Origin of the sequence: Candidatus Villigracilis affinis, assembly GCF_016705895.1 — a bacterium.
Lineage (GTDB): Bacteria > Chloroflexota > Anaerolineae > Anaerolineales > Villigracilaceae > Villigracilis > Villigracilis affinis.
On sequence record NZ_JADJKT010000009.1, the window covers coordinates 49,451 to 62,494 of the forward strand.

The 13,044-nt window shown below is 52.5% G+C and carries 12 protein-coding genes and 1 tRNA gene; 6 read left to right on the plus strand and 7 right to left on the minus strand.

Annotated features, from left to right (window positions below; genetic code table 11):
* Positions 1 to 259 precede the first annotated feature (259 nt).
* On the plus strand, positions 260 to 1,294 hold the full coding sequence (locus IPI86_RS06515) for a homoserine dehydrogenase (RefSeq protein WP_345297185.1): 1,035 nt from the start codon (positions 260 to 262) through the stop codon (positions 1,292 to 1,294).
* Positions 1,295 to 1,374: 80 nt separating this feature from the next.
* On the opposite strand, the gene IPI86_RS06520 is transcribed toward IPI86_RS06515, so the two are convergent.
* The 7 genes from IPI86_RS06520 to radA all read right to left on the minus strand — a co-directional run bounded on the left by IPI86_RS06520 (position 1,375) and on the right by radA (position 8,903).
* A complete protein-coding gene (locus tag IPI86_RS06520) occupies positions 1,375 to 2,223 on the minus strand; it encodes a class I SAM-dependent methyltransferase (RefSeq protein ID WP_345297186.1) in 849 nt (282 codons plus the stop codon).
* A gap of 51 nt (positions 2,224 to 2,274) precedes the next feature.
* Entirely contained in the window at positions 2,275 to 3,282 is a 1,008-nt protein-coding gene (locus IPI86_RS06525; protein ID WP_345297187.1) for an alkaline phosphatase family protein, read from the minus strand.
* A gap of 2 nt (positions 3,283 to 3,284) precedes the next feature.
* A complete protein-coding gene (gene hutU, locus IPI86_RS06530) occupies positions 3,285 to 4,946 on the minus strand; it encodes a urocanate hydratase (RefSeq protein ID WP_345297188.1) in 1,662 nt (553 codons plus the stop codon).
* 86 nt (positions 4,947 to 5,032) lie between these two features.
* Positions 5,033 to 5,881: a hypothetical protein gene (locus IPI86_RS06535; RefSeq protein WP_345297189.1), complete on the minus strand. Its 849-nt coding sequence runs from the start codon at positions 5,879 to 5,881 to the stop codon at positions 5,033 to 5,035.
* Between the two features lie 76 nt (positions 5,882 to 5,957).
* Positions 5,958 to 6,371 carry an Rrf2 family transcriptional regulator gene (locus IPI86_RS06540; protein ID WP_345297190.1) on the minus strand — a complete coding sequence of 138 codons (414 nt, stop codon included), beginning with the start codon at positions 6,369 to 6,371 and terminating at the stop codon, positions 5,958 to 5,960.
* 197 nt (positions 6,372 to 6,568) lie between these two features.
* A complete protein-coding gene (locus IPI86_RS06545) occupies positions 6,569 to 7,417 on the minus strand; it encodes a toast rack family protein (RefSeq protein WP_345297191.1) in 849 nt (282 codons plus the stop codon).
* A gap of 67 nt (positions 7,418 to 7,484) precedes the next feature.
* Positions 7,485 to 8,903, minus strand: a complete 1,419-nt coding sequence (radA, locus tag IPI86_RS06550) for a DNA repair protein RadA (RefSeq protein ID WP_345297192.1) — start codon at positions 8,901 to 8,903, stop codon at positions 7,485 to 7,487.
* Between the two features lie 187 nt (positions 8,904 to 9,090).
* On the opposite strand from radA, the gene IPI86_RS06555 reads away from it, so the two are divergent.
* The 5 genes from IPI86_RS06555 to IPI86_RS06575 all read left to right on the plus strand — a co-directional run bounded on the left by IPI86_RS06555 (position 9,091) and on the right by IPI86_RS06575 (position 12,981).
* Positions 9,091 to 9,164, plus strand: a tRNA-Arg gene (locus tag IPI86_RS06555).
* A gap of 128 nt (positions 9,165 to 9,292) precedes the next feature.
* Complete coding sequence (surE, locus tag IPI86_RS06560) at positions 9,293 to 10,102, plus strand: 5'/3'-nucleotidase SurE (protein WP_345297193.1); 810 nt, start codon at positions 9,293 to 9,295, stop codon at positions 10,100 to 10,102.
* A gap of 92 nt (positions 10,103 to 10,194) precedes the next feature.
* The gene (locus IPI86_RS06565) at positions 10,195 to 10,746 is read left to right on the plus strand and encodes an RNA polymerase sigma factor (RefSeq protein WP_345297194.1); all 552 of its coding nucleotides are present in this window, start codon (positions 10,195 to 10,197) and stop codon (positions 10,744 to 10,746) included.
* Positions 10,743 to 11,594 (plus strand): hypothetical protein, encoded by an 852-nt coding sequence (locus tag IPI86_RS06570; RefSeq protein WP_345297195.1) that lies wholly within the window; start codon positions 10,743 to 10,745, stop codon positions 11,592 to 11,594. Before IPI86_RS06565 ends, IPI86_RS06570 begins: the two co-directional genes overlap by 4 nt.
* Positions 11,536 to 12,981, plus strand: coding sequence for a hypothetical protein (locus IPI86_RS06575; RefSeq protein ID WP_345297196.1), 1,446 nt, complete (start codon positions 11,536 to 11,538; stop codon positions 12,979 to 12,981). Before IPI86_RS06570 ends, IPI86_RS06575 begins: the two co-directional genes overlap by 59 nt.
* Positions 12,982 to 13,044: the final 63 nt, after the last annotated feature.

Sequence of the window (13,044 nt, forward strand, 5' to 3'; positions counted from 1 at the left end):
ATATGACACCTTAATCCCCAACTGCTCAGCAGGCACACGTGCGAAGGTTATAGACATTTGCGGACAAATAACGTCAACAAATTCGCAATAAAAAGACCTGCCAATAAAGTTCGTGAAGGGGCTCACAATTATTATAACCCAAATCCCCATTTCCATACCAGAAATAGTCCATGGCGGATAAAATAGCGCACACAAAAACGATTTGAAAACTTCCAGATAAATTCAGGAATTTACGAAACAACGAAAAACGGAGAAATCAATGAAACACTACAAACTTGCACTCATCGGATTCGGAAACGTGGCCCGCGCCCTCGCCCGATTGCTCGTCCGCAAACAGGAATGGCTCGAACAGCAAGGCATCACCTTCTCATTCACAGGCATTTCCACAGGCAGGCACGGATTCGCCGTCAACCCCGACGGCCTCGACATTCAAAAAGCGCTGCAACTCGTCGAAAGCGGACAATCCATTTCCGCACTTTCAACCTCCCCTGTTGAAGATTCTCTGGCTGTCGTCAAGAATTCGTCTGCCGATGTCCTATTCGAGAATTCCCCCGTCAACACACAGACCGGCCAACCTGCACTGGATCACATCCGCACCGGGTTGAATCTAGGTATGCACACCATCACAGCGAACAAAGGCCCCGTGGTGCATGGATACCGCGAACTGACCGCGCTGGCAAAGAGTAAGGGAAAAATGTTCCGTTTTGAATCCACTGTGTTGGGTGGCGCACCCGTTTTCTCGGTCATGCGTGAAGCGTTCCCGCTGGCAGAGCTTTCATCCATCAAAGGCATTTTCAATGCCACCACGAACGTCATCCTCTCTCGTATGGAAAACGGCGAATCGTACGACGAGGCGCTCAAGTATGCCCAATCCATTGGGCTGGCAGAGACCGACCCCACCAACGATGTGGACGGTTGGGATGCGGCCATCAAGGTCGCGGCGCTGGTCACCGTGTTAATGGATACGCCCATGACCCCGCAGCAGGTGAACCCAACGGGTATTCGAGGCATTACGCCGGAGATGATTGCCAATGCCAAAGCAGAGGGCAGGCGTTACAAATTGGTTTGCTCTGCCGAAAAAGTTGATGGCAAAGTGACTGCCAGCGTCGCGCCGCAATTGGTGGATTCATCTTCGCCGTTGTATGGGATGATGAACTCCAGCACAGGCATTACTTTTAGAACCGACGTCATTCTCGATTATTCGATCATCCTCTCCGAAAAACCAGGCATGAAAGGCGGCCCCATCGAAACCGCCTACGGTCTATTCGCGGATTTTGTGAATATCGTTAAGTGAGGAAAGCGTCTGGTGCGACGCACTCAAACAATAAACGGCGATGAAAAGATTTCATCGCCGTTTATCTTTGTTCATCATGGTTATTTTTTCTCGAACACCAAAAACCGATACTCTACAATCCCCATGTGCAGACATTGCTGCAGTGCCATGCTCCCCAGCATGGATGGCAGAATGGCATGTTTGATGGGCAAATGATTGCCAAGGAATAGGAGCACACGCGCAAGAAGATCGGGAAGATTGCGCAGGCGCAGATGCGGCGTGAGTTCGTCATTTCGGATGAGTCGCAAGCCATATTTTTCTGCCCATTCAATCACCTGCTCCACTGTCCGCACACCGGGGACGTACCAGCCGTCAATATAGGCTTTCAACCACACGGACTCGGCCTGTGAAAACGCACGCGCCGCCTGATAGTCATCCACCAGCATCAACCTGCCGCCGCTCCGCAGCAGACGGGCCGCTTCGCGGAAATATCGTTCGGGGTCCACGGCATGGCAAACGGCTTCCACGGAATAAACCGCATCCAAATCGCTTCCTAGTGGCACGGAAGTGAAATCACCTTCCGCAAAAAGGATGCGTTCCTCAAGCCCCAATTGGGTTGCGGTGCCGCGTGCCAGCCGCGCCTGCACTGGGCTCAACGTCAGTCCCAGCGCGGGTTTGGGCATTTGCAAGCGCGGATAAATGTAAAACAGGCTCGCGCCCACCCCGCAGCCTAAATCCGCAAAGTTGGCCTGCTGCGGGGCAATAGTTTCGATCTCTTTCATTATATTCGCATTGGAAACATTGAGCGCATCTTCAAGAGTCTGCACGCCTTCCACCCACAAAGAGCGGTGAATATTCTGCGCCTTGCGCTTGTTGTTTTTTCCAAACGCAAGGAAGAGGCGGGTGTTTTGGTCGTAATAGGTTTTAACGGAATCGCGGGTAATTGGCATGTTTTTTTCTTGTATCGTAAGGGCACAACGTCGCTGTACCCTTACCTGTTATCAACAACCTTCAGATGGAATGATCGGCATGCCGAATACTTCGTACACCGGCACACCGTCCCATTCGGGAGGAATGGGCAGCCCCAATGAGAAAGCGGCAGTGGCAGCCGTATCCATGGTATGGACTTGCGTGGAGATCGGCATGGGAATCACGCCCGGACCGCTCACGATCCACGGGATGGTCATATCTTCGGGCAGGTCGGTGCCGTGAGTGGAGTCATGTCCGCCGTGATCGGAAGTGATAATAATCAAGGTGTCGTTGAACATATCGCGCTTCCGCAATGACTCAAGAATGAACCCAAGCGACTCGTCGTCATTTGCATACGTCCTCAATTGCGCTACCGACATCCAGCCCGAATCGTGTCCTTCCAGATCGCCATTGGGGAAATGCACAAACATCAGGTCAAAACCTTCAGCGAGTTGTTGAATGGCAAGCTGCACAATCGCAAACTCATCATCGATCTTGTCGGTCTTATCCACGAATTCAAAATAATCGGTGCTGGTCGGCTCGGTGACTTGACGAAGTTTTTCCTTGCCCACCACCATCACCGTCCGCAGGCCCGCGGCTTGGGCAATATCAAACAGGTCAATGCCCTGCGCGAATCCATTTTCAGGCACGTACTCATTCCAGCGCACAATATGTTTTGCGGGGCAGGTCCCCACCAGCATGGATGAATGCGCGGGCAGTGTCAGGGTCGGCATGATGGTCTGCGCGGTCAATGTGTAGGCGCCGCTTTGCATCAACGACATCACATTCACCATGTTGGCCGCGGCAATGGCATCGGGCCGCAGACCGTCGAAACTCACGATCAGCACACGGCGGCTTTTCGGCACGGGCGTGGCAGTGCTCGTCGGAATGGGAGTCGCGGTCGGAGGCGGCGGGGTGATGCTCGGGGTCAGAGTCGCTGTCGGAGGCTGAACAAGGATCGGCTGGGAAGGAAGCGCAGTTGATCCACATGCGGAGAGAAGAACCGCAAGGAGAGTCAAATGCAAATAACGCCGAAGCATGTTCAGGATGATTTCCCAAGCATCGGCATTTTCAACCCGTGACGTTTTGCGGCATCGATGGCAATTTCATAACCCGCATCAGCGTGTCGCGCCACGCCCATGCCTGGATCTGTTGTAAGAACACGTTCCAACCTTTGAGCGGCTTCGGGCGTGCCATCGGCCACGATGACCTGACCCGCGTGCTGACTGTACCCCATGCCCACACCGCCGCCGTGATGGAACGAGACCCAGGTTGCGCCGCCGACTGCATTGATGAGCGCATTGAGAATCGCCCAATCGGAGATGGCATCAGAACCGTCCTTCATCGCTTCGGTTTCGCGGTTCGGAGATGCAACAGAACCCGAATCGAGATGATCACGGCCGATGACAATGGGAGCTTTCACTTTTCCGCTGGCAACGAGTTCATTGAACATCAAGCCTGCTTTGGCGCGTTCGCCATAACCGAGCCAGCAAATGCGCGAGGGCAATCCTTGAAACGGAACTTTCTCACGCGCCATTTTCATCCAGCGGTGCAGATGTGCATCATCGGGGAAAAGTTCCATGATGGCTTTATCTGTGGTGTAAATATCTTCGGGATCGCCCGAAAGCGCCACCCAGCGAAATGGACCTTTGCCTTCGCAAAACAACGGGCGGATGTAGGCGGGCACGAAGCCGGGGAATTCGAAGGCGTCTGTCACGCCGTGGTTATAAGCTTGCTGGCGCAGGTTGTTGCCGTAATCGAATACTTCCGCGCCTGCGCGTTGGAAGGCAAGCATGGCCTGGACATGTTTTGCCATGGAATCCATTGCCATCTTTTTATATTTTTCGGGGTCGCTCACGCGCAGTTGATTCGCGGCGGTAAGGCTGATTCCTGATGGGACATAAAATAATGCTTCGTGCGCCGAGGTCTGGTCGGTGACCACATCGGGGATAATGCCGCGCGCGGCGAGTTCGGAATATACATCGGCGGCGTTGCCGATCAGGCCGATGGATTTGGGAGTTCCATTCTTTACGTTTTCTTCCACAAGGGTCATGGCTTCTTCGAGATTATCCACAACCATATCCACATAGCCGATGGCGCGGCGGCGTTCGGCGCGTTCGGGGTCAACTTCGACGATCAAACCGACACCTTCATTCATGGTGATCGAAAGCGGTTGAGCGCCGCCCATGCCGCCGAGACCAGCAGTCAAAACAAATTTGCCTTTGAGTGATCCCCAGCCTTTGAGCTTGGCGAGCGCGCCGAAGGTTTCGTAGGTGCCCTGTAAAATTCCCTGCGTGCCGATGTAGATCCATGAACCAGCGGTCATCTGCCCATACATGATCAGTCCCTTTTTATCGAGCTCATCGAATTTTTCCCAGGTTGCCCAATGCGGCACGATGTTGGAGTTGGCGATCAAAACCTTGGGCGCATCCTTGTGCGATTTGAAGACGATGACAGGCTTGCCCGATTGCACGAGCAGGGTTTCATCAGCTTCGAGATTTTTCAACGATTCAAGAATGGCATCGAACGATTCCCAGTTGCGCGCGGCTTTTCCGCGCCCGCCGTAGACGACGAGGTCTTCGGGCTTTTCGGCCACTTCGGGATCGAGGTTGTTTTGGATCATGCGATAGGCGGCCTCGCTGAGCCAATTCTTGCAGGTCAGTTGCGTTCCGCGCGGCGAGCGGATAATGCGGGGTGTGGACATGGAGACTCCTTGTTGAAATTTTATAGCGTATTCACCTGGATGAACAAAGTCTCAAGGATTCCTTCATCTTTGTTCATCTTCGTTCATTACGGGTTAAGTTTGATCGTTTCGATCATTGAGTCAAATGCGGGTAGGGTGGATTCTTTCAAGCCTTCCACGGTAAGAAAGACGACAGATTGCGATCCGTTCTTAACTTTGAAAACAATCTGCTTTAGATAAATATTCACCAAATCTCCGGAGGTGTTCGTGAAAGACGACGTTGCCTCAATGACACCAAATTGTATTCCGCTCGGAGCAATGATGGTCTGAACGGTGGCGACTTCAAAACTGAACGCGGATGGCGCATCGGGGAGTTCATTGGCAATAGCTTGCAAATCTTCGATGGAGTTAAAGGCCCTTTGCTCATTTAGGTTAAAGCTGATGTCAGTTACGAAATCGCTCTGGATATGACCATCCTGTGTGTCTATGACTCGCAGACGGTGAATGTTTGGGTCCGCGGCTTTCATATCTAACAGAATCGCCTGAATGTTTGGGTCGGCGGCTTCGGCTAAATTCCAGGCGTCGTAATATTCCTTTTCGTTCACGCGTACGGCCAGCCAGCCATCAGGGATGGTGATCTGATATCCAGCGCGCTCGTCGACAAAGACTGTGGCCCCGTCATCTTGCAGGGTGAGCGTGCTTCCCGATGTGATCGGCTCCGCTGTGGCGGTTTGCGTGGGTTCAGAAGTTGAGACGAGTGTGGGGGTTGGACGGGCTTGTTCGGTTTCAGCGATGGCGGCGGAAACTGTCGCAGCGACCATGGTTTCCAGGCGGCCGGGATCAGTTGTCGGGGCGAAGAGAGACGGAGCCGTGGGGGTTGCAAGTCCCGGCACAACGCAGGCTGTGACCGTCGCAAGAAAAATCAATGCGAAGAAATACGTCTGTCTGTGGGTCATGGAGTCAGTCCTTTATGCAAAATAAAAAGCCTCCCGGCTATTATAGCCGAGAGGCTTCATTGTGCATTCGTACGGACTAGACTGTGGCGGTATTTTTTGCGATCATGTCTGCAAAGTTCGTGCCTTTTAACCTGCCCACCAATTCTTCCTGGGCATCGCACCAGACAGGGCGCAGTGGACATGAATCATCGAACGAACATATGCCATTATCGCCGACGCATTCATTAAGTTGGATCGGGCCATCGATTGCCTCGATGACTTCCAGCAAAGTAATGTCCTTGGCTTCACGGGCTAGTGTCACACCGCCGCGCGCGCCGCGGGATGTGTGCAACAACCCGGCAATGGATAATTGGGAAATGATCTTTGCGAGAAAAGATGGTGGAATGTGCTGCTCTTCAGCGATCATACTTGTGGCAGTACGTTGATCGCCGGTGCGGGCAAGGTGTAGCACAGCTCGAACAGCATAATCAGCTTGACGTGTAATCTGCATGGAAACCTCTCTTAAAACAGGTAAACTTTACCGACAATCACGATTTTATTGTGTAAAGTTGTACAAGGCAAGTGATGTAGGTCATAGATAAATTATGACCTTTTGCTCCGAAAATAGGATGGGACACCCATGCCATTTTGAACAAAAAAACAGTTCCCATTCCAAACTTGGTATGGGAACTGTCATGATAGGGGGTTCTAGTGCGTCAAAGTCACGTTCCCGGCGCCGATCTCAATCACAAATGTAAGGGTTGGCCCCTCGCCTTCCTGCATGTATATATTACCTTTCATGCTCCAGTTTGAACCTGCGCTGACGTTCGATGCGCCGCTATCTACTGTGACAACCGCATTCACGCCTTCCGGAACAATGACGATGATATTGCTCAATCCGCTGGAGATCTTGATGGAGGCATCACGCTGCAACTCGCCTGAAAAATCGAGGGTGTAATCACCCGCGCCGGATGAGAAATCCATCAGGCTGAAATTGGCATTAGCAAGCCCGGTCATCTTCACATTGGATGCGCCCGTCTCATAACGAAAAGTGGACATCTCAGACAGGTTGGGCTCGGAAAAGGAAAGCGTCACATTGGCTGCTCCATCCTGAACGGTCAGGTTTTCGAGCGCAAGTCCGCCAAATTCAAAGGTGCCGTCATATGCGCCGGATTCAATGCTCAGGTCCATGGGGGTGTCGCCCAATTTGAAATCCCATTCATTCTTGAGGTCATTGAAATTCGGGAACGTTTTAAAATCCACGTCGCTCATCTGAATGGCGATATCGCCGCCGTCCGTGTTGACCTCGGGCTTGAACGCGGAGTAATTGTACGTTGCGGTTCCTTCTACCAGCTGACTTGCACCAGGCGACAACTTGATTTCACCCGCACCAAATGAGAGTTTCAAACTGACATCATCGGCTTTTGGGGTCTTTACATTAATATCGTCAACAACTTCTGGGCCGGGTTTGGGCACTTCGGGGATGTCAATATTAAATCCGCAGGCCATGCTGGCCAATGCGAGGATCGCAATCAATAAGATTAATTTTCGTAACATGGAAATACCTCCTCAGGTAATGCATTATCTGAGGAGGTATACGGCTGATCTTTTATTTGGTTGCAGGTTATTCTGATTTTCGCGCTTTTGAAGCCAGACCATCTTTCATCAAAGCCGCGCTCAAAGCCTGATCGAGCGAGCGCACTTCAACAATTTCGATGCCCTTCGGATAAGCCTCACCCTGACGAATGGCTTTGGGTACGATCGCGGTCTTGAATCCCAATTTCTGCGCTTCACGTAACCGCGCCACCATTTGGCCGGGCATGCGCAATTCGCCAGCCAGGCCGATCTCACCGATCAATACGGCTTCGGCTCGCACAGGCACGTCTTTCCATGAAGAAGCGATGGCGGCGGCAATTGCAAGGTCTGCGGCAGGTTCGTCGATTTGAATACCGCCAACCACATTGACAAAGACATCCTGCTCCGAAAGTTTCAAACCTACACGGCGGGTCAATACTGCCGAAATCAATAACAAGCGATTAAAGTCCACACCGTTAGGCGTACGGCGCGCATTGCCAAATTGGGTCGGGGAGGTGAGACCTTGAATTTCAACAAGGATGGGCCGTGTGCCTTCCATAGTCACGGCAATGGTGGAACCCGCAGCATTGACCAGGCGCTCAGCAAGAAATGCCTCGGATGGATTCGTCACTTCAATCAATCCGCCTTCGCGCATTTCGAACACACCCACTTCGGCAGTCGCGCCGAAACGATTCTTCACCGAACGCAACAAACGATAGGCCTGAAAACGATCGCCTTCAAGATACAACACGGTATCCACAATATGTTCCAACACACGCGGACCTGCGATCGCGCCTTCCTTGGTCACATGCCCGATCATGAACACCGACACACCCGAAGATTTCGCCAACTCGCGCAAATGAGAAGCGCACTCACGCACCTGCGAAACTGATCCTGCCGACGAATCCAATTCAGATAAATATACTGTCTGGATCGAGTCGACAATCAGAAGGTCAGGTTTCAACTCGTTGACATGGTTGAGAATCACTTCGAGATTCGTTTCCGTCACCAGCAAAAGATTTTTCGGCAATTCCTTTTTCCCATTTAACAAACGCACCGCGCGCATTTTGATCTGCCGCTCCGACTCTTCGCCGGAAACATACAACACACGCTGCGAGTTCGCCATTTCCATTGCCATTTGCAGCATCAGCGTGGATTTGCCGATGCCCGGGTCACCGCCAATGAGGACAATGGAACCGAGCACGATCCCGCCGCCGAGGACACGCGCAAACTCACCGATCGGCAGGTGGACACGATCTTCCGCGTCACCCCCGACCTCGTCAATGGGTCGCGGTTGCGAGCGGCCACTCAGCCCACGGACATTCGCCGAGCTCTTGCTGACGGGTTCTTCGTGGACGATTTCCTCCACCATACTGCTGAACGATCCGCACTGCGGACATTTGCCCATATACGAAGCGGCCACACGTCCACACTGTTGACAAACATAACGGGTATGTGTTTTTGCCATATCGGTTCTCACAATCCAAAAAAGGGTGAAAGGCTTGATTAATTCCTTCAAAGTATAACAGAATTTTTGTTCTGTTTTTGCGCGTCGATTTAGTCCACACGGCGACCTTACGCCTGCCAGCGCATCAAAACGGAAAAATGCTTGACCATCGTGGTACATTACAGTAAAATACCACCCGCTAAACAATGCTCTCGTAGCTCAGTGGATTAGAGCGCTTGCTTGCGGAGCAATAGGTCGCAGGTTCGAGTCCTGCCGGGAGCACTAAAAACCACCTTACAAAAGGTGGTTTTTTATTTAGATCGCACACCCCGAGGATGATATTCGTGTCTCGACCATATTAAAAGCAAACGTGATTCACCATCCACCCGTTTTCTATTTATAATGGCAGGATGAAAAAGAACAAACCCCACATTCTCCTGACAAACGATGATGGCATTCGCTCTCCCGGTCTTTGGGCTGCAGCCAGCGAACTTTCCAAGATCGGCTATGTGACTGTAGCCGCGCCGCGTGAACAATCGACGGGCATGGGGCGCAGCCTGCCCAGTACGTCAGATGGGGTCATTCGCAAGGAACAGGTACAGGTCAACGGTCAGGAGTGGAGCGTGTATGCAATCGGCGGTACTCCCGCACAAGCTGTCCTGCATGGGGTGCTGGAGATCGTTCCACACAAGCCCGATCTTATCGTTTCAGGCATTAATTACGGCGAGAATGTCGGGCTGGGAATCACCATCTCGGGGACGGTCGGCGCAGCAATGGAAGCCGCCTCGCTGGGATTCCCCGCACTGGCAATTTCACTTCAAACCGAGCCTGAGTTTCATCTCTCCCATTCAGACGAAATCGATTTTGCAGTAGCTGGACATTTCACCGCCTATTTTGCAAAAATGATCCTCGAAAAGAAACTCCCCGAAAATGTGCATCTTTTGAAAGTGGAAGTACCGAGTCACGCTACGCCTGAAACTGAGTGGCGGGTCGGGAGGCTTTCCCGTAACCGATACTATGACCCCGTCCCATCCAAAAGGGATTCATGGGAACAGCCCGGGCCCATCTCGTACAGACACAGCGCAGGTATTGACGAAGACCCCGAAGACACTGATGCTCACATTTTGCGGACGAAGAAAATGGTGGCTGTAACCCCTATCAACCTCGATATGACAGCGCCAGTGGTGTTGGCTGATTTCGAAAAAAGTTTGCGGAATTAGGGCAGAAAGCGAAAACTAAAAATGGTTTTCGCTTTTTCTGTTTAAATAGATACCCAACCTTTTAAGGCCTGGACGGATATATCCTATAGAAGATGGACGAAATACAGGCAATTCAACGACTCAAGAACGGCGATATCAGCGGACTGGAATTTCTGGTCGCGCGCCATCAGGTGAAGGCCGTGCGCACGGCTTATCTGATCACGCGTGACTTGGGGCTGGCTGAGGATGTGGTGCAAGATTCCTTCCTCCAGGCATTTCGCTCCATACGTGGCTTCGATTCAACACGTCTGTTCGAGCCGTGGTTCATGCGCAACGTGGTCAATGCTTCAGTGAAGATGATGCAAAGGTCGGCGAAGCAGGTTGAGGTCGGAGATGAAGCGGACGAATCTCTTTTTGCAGAATTGGCCGCGAGAGTCGAGTCGGTTGAAGAGCAGGTCGAGTCCATCGAAATCCAAAATCAGATCTGGGACGCCATGCAAAAATTATCACCGCGTCAAAGAGCGGTGATCGTTCAAAGATATTTTCTCGAAATGAGCGAAAAGGAAATGGCGGAAGATGCAGGCTCGGCGGTCGGCACGGTGAAGTGGATGCTGAACGCGGCGCGTGAACGCCTGCGCGGCTTGATTGAAAGGAGCGAGAGATGAACGATAAGCGCATGAAAGACGCGTTGGAAGCTATCGCTCGTCGCGACGTTCCGGAGAATACCAACCTTATGCCGCGCATTGCGGTTCAACTTGAAAGGAAATCTCCGATGACTACCCTTCGCGCCCGTCCGTTTGTGGCGATATTAATTGCTTTGCTGATTTTACTCACGCTGAGCGGCGTGGTTTACGCCATCGGGCGTTCGCTCGGATATATCCCCGGTATTGGCATCGTGGATCAAAGCACACCGATCCGTGTATTGGCGGAACCAGTCTCGCAGACTCGCGATGGAATTACGATCACGGTCAGCGATGTGGTGTTGACCTCAAGCAAGACCGTGGTGGTCTATACCGTTGATAATATTCCGCAGGAAAAACTTTCGCGCGATGTGGCCGTGCCCGGTTGCGGCTCGAAGCCGGAAGAACACACACTCCTGACAACTTCTGAAAATCTTATACCGAAGGATCTCGGCTATGAAATGAGCGGCTGGGGCGCAGGCTATAAAGTCCGTCACATCTTTGCCCCGCTCCCTGCGGACATAAATGATGCCGTGCTCATCATTCCATGTATCGAAGGCTCCCTGCAAGGTACTCTGCCCGAAAACTGGGAACTGCCTCTGCAATTTATTCCCGCGCCGCCGGATATGACCGTCGTCCCGGTTGTTGAGGTCACGCCCTCACAAGAACCAACCGGGCGAGAACCCACTGAAACTGAAAAGATCGTCGAGACAGAAAAGGGCTTCATCCTTATTGGCACGTTCAATTCACGGCCTGCCGCGGGGCGCGCAAGCCATGGATTTTTCCACCTTCCCCATTTTCACCGACGCGGACGGTCAGGATGTAATTTATGATTTCGCCAATTTTCAACTTGACCAACCTGCGGAGCTTCCCCCGGTCGGTTCCTTCCCGTGGGCATTTGAGATCATCGGCAAGGATCATGCCTATCCGCTAACCATGACCGTCAGCGCAGTGGCTGCTCAATATTCAGAATCAAGCGCCAGCTTTGAGTTCGACGCGGGGCCGAATCCGCAGGAAGGACAGGTTTGGGATCTGAATCAAGACATCGAGTTGGCAGGGTTCCCGGTGCGCGTCGTCAAGGCAATCCGCACCGCCGATGGCTACAGTTTCGATTTCGAGAGCGCCGCCATGTTCCACGGCGTCAGCCTTACCATCGGAAATTCCCTGCCCGTCGGGTCTGGCCTGGGCGACCCCGGACATTTTATTTCGGTGGTCAGATTCGAAGGCGAAGTTCCTTCGGGCAAATTAACGGTACAGGCCTCAAACCCGGTGGTGGCGGTTTCTGGCAACTGGCAGATTCAGTGGGGCGTGGAGAATCTCCCCATTGAGGAATCTCCCACGCCGGTAGCAGCGGATCAAACCTGCCTGACGCGTGATTCTTGGCAAGCGGCATTGGACAACTATCAGCCTGCTCCCGCCGACCTTGCCAAAAAGCTGCTCGTCTACGGAGCACTCGGCGATAATTATTACGACTACGATAATTACGGAAGTTTCATGACCAGCACTGATGGCAAAGACAAACAGATCATCTCGCAAGGCGTTTATCCCTCGCTTTCGCCGGATGGAAGATACGTGGCTTTTGCCTGGGGTGAAGGTTTGAATCTTTTCGACTTCGCAAGCGGCGGACAAATTCACATCCCCAACACAACCACCGATGACAATGTCCCGGTCTGGTCACCGGATGGGACGAAGATCGCTTTCAGCAGCGGAAGCGACCTCAACCTATACACCATCAACCCGGATGGCAGCGGTCGAACGCGTGTCATCAACGAAAATGGCGATGAGCAATTGGTGGATTGGACTTCCGATGGAACCGGCCTGATCTATGGCGTGAATGTGGAAGGCGGCATTTCCCTGCGGAAAGTGGAGATCGCCAGCGGCGCGGTCACAGATTTTTTCATCATCCCTAATCATCGCGCCTATGAAGATTTCGCCATCTCCCCCGACGGAAACCGCATCGCATATCATGCGCGTGAGAATCTCCAGGATGCAATTTACATTTCCAATCTCGATGGTTCAAACCGCAGGCTATTCGCTCAAATGGGAAATTGGATCGTCACTGCGCCGTTCTGGTCACCAGATGGCAACTGGCTGATTATCGTTATGCGCTCCACCGACCTCCCCGACCGTCCCACCGAACTGATGCTGGTCAACGTGAACGACTGCCGAATCCATCCAACTCCGCTAAGTGTGGAAGCAATCTACGGGTGGATCCAGTAGAGAGAAAAAATAAAACAGGCGGAGGAAAATCCTCCGCCTGTTCTTTTACGGTCTATCGTCCGT

Coding starts and splice junctions, on each gene's coding strand:
- IPI86_RS06515 (WP_345297185.1), top strand. CDS start 260: ATGAAACACTACAAACTTGCACTCATCGGATTCGGAAACGTGGCCCGC.
- IPI86_RS06570 (WP_345297195.1), top strand. CDS start 10,743: ATGAACGATAAGCGCATGAAAGACGCGTTGGAAGCTATCGCTCGTCGC.
- surE (WP_345297193.1), top strand. CDS start 9,293: ATGAAAAAGAACAAACCCCACATTCTCCTGACAAACGATGATGGCATT.
- IPI86_RS06545 (WP_345297191.1), bottom strand. CDS start 7,417: ATGTTACGAAAATTAATCTTATTGATTGCGATCCTCGCATTGGCCAGC.
- IPI86_RS06575 (WP_345297196.1), top strand. CDS start 11,536: ATGGATTTTTCCACCTTCCCCATTTTCACCGACGCGGACGGTCAGGAT.
- IPI86_RS06565 (WP_345297194.1), top strand. CDS start 10,195: ATGGACGAAATACAGGCAATTCAACGACTCAAGAACGGCGATATCAGC.
- radA (WP_345297192.1), bottom strand. CDS start 8,903: ATGGCAAAAACACATACCCGTTATGTTTGTCAACAGTGTGGACGTGTG.
- hutU (WP_345297188.1), bottom strand. CDS start 4,946: ATGTCCACACCCCGCATTATCCGCTCGCCGCGCGGAACGCAACTGACC.
- IPI86_RS06520 (WP_345297186.1), bottom strand. CDS start 2,223: ATGCCAATTACCCGCGATTCCGTTAAAACCTATTACGACCAAAACACC.
- IPI86_RS06540 (WP_345297190.1), bottom strand. CDS start 6,371: ATGCAGATTACACGTCAAGCTGATTATGCTGTTCGAGCTGTGCTACAC.
- IPI86_RS06535 (WP_345297189.1), bottom strand. CDS start 5,881: ATGACCCACAGACAGACGTATTTCTTCGCATTGATTTTTCTTGCGACG.
- IPI86_RS06525 (WP_345297187.1), bottom strand. CDS start 3,282: ATGCTTCGGCGTTATTTGCATTTGACTCTCCTTGCGGTTCTTCTCTCC.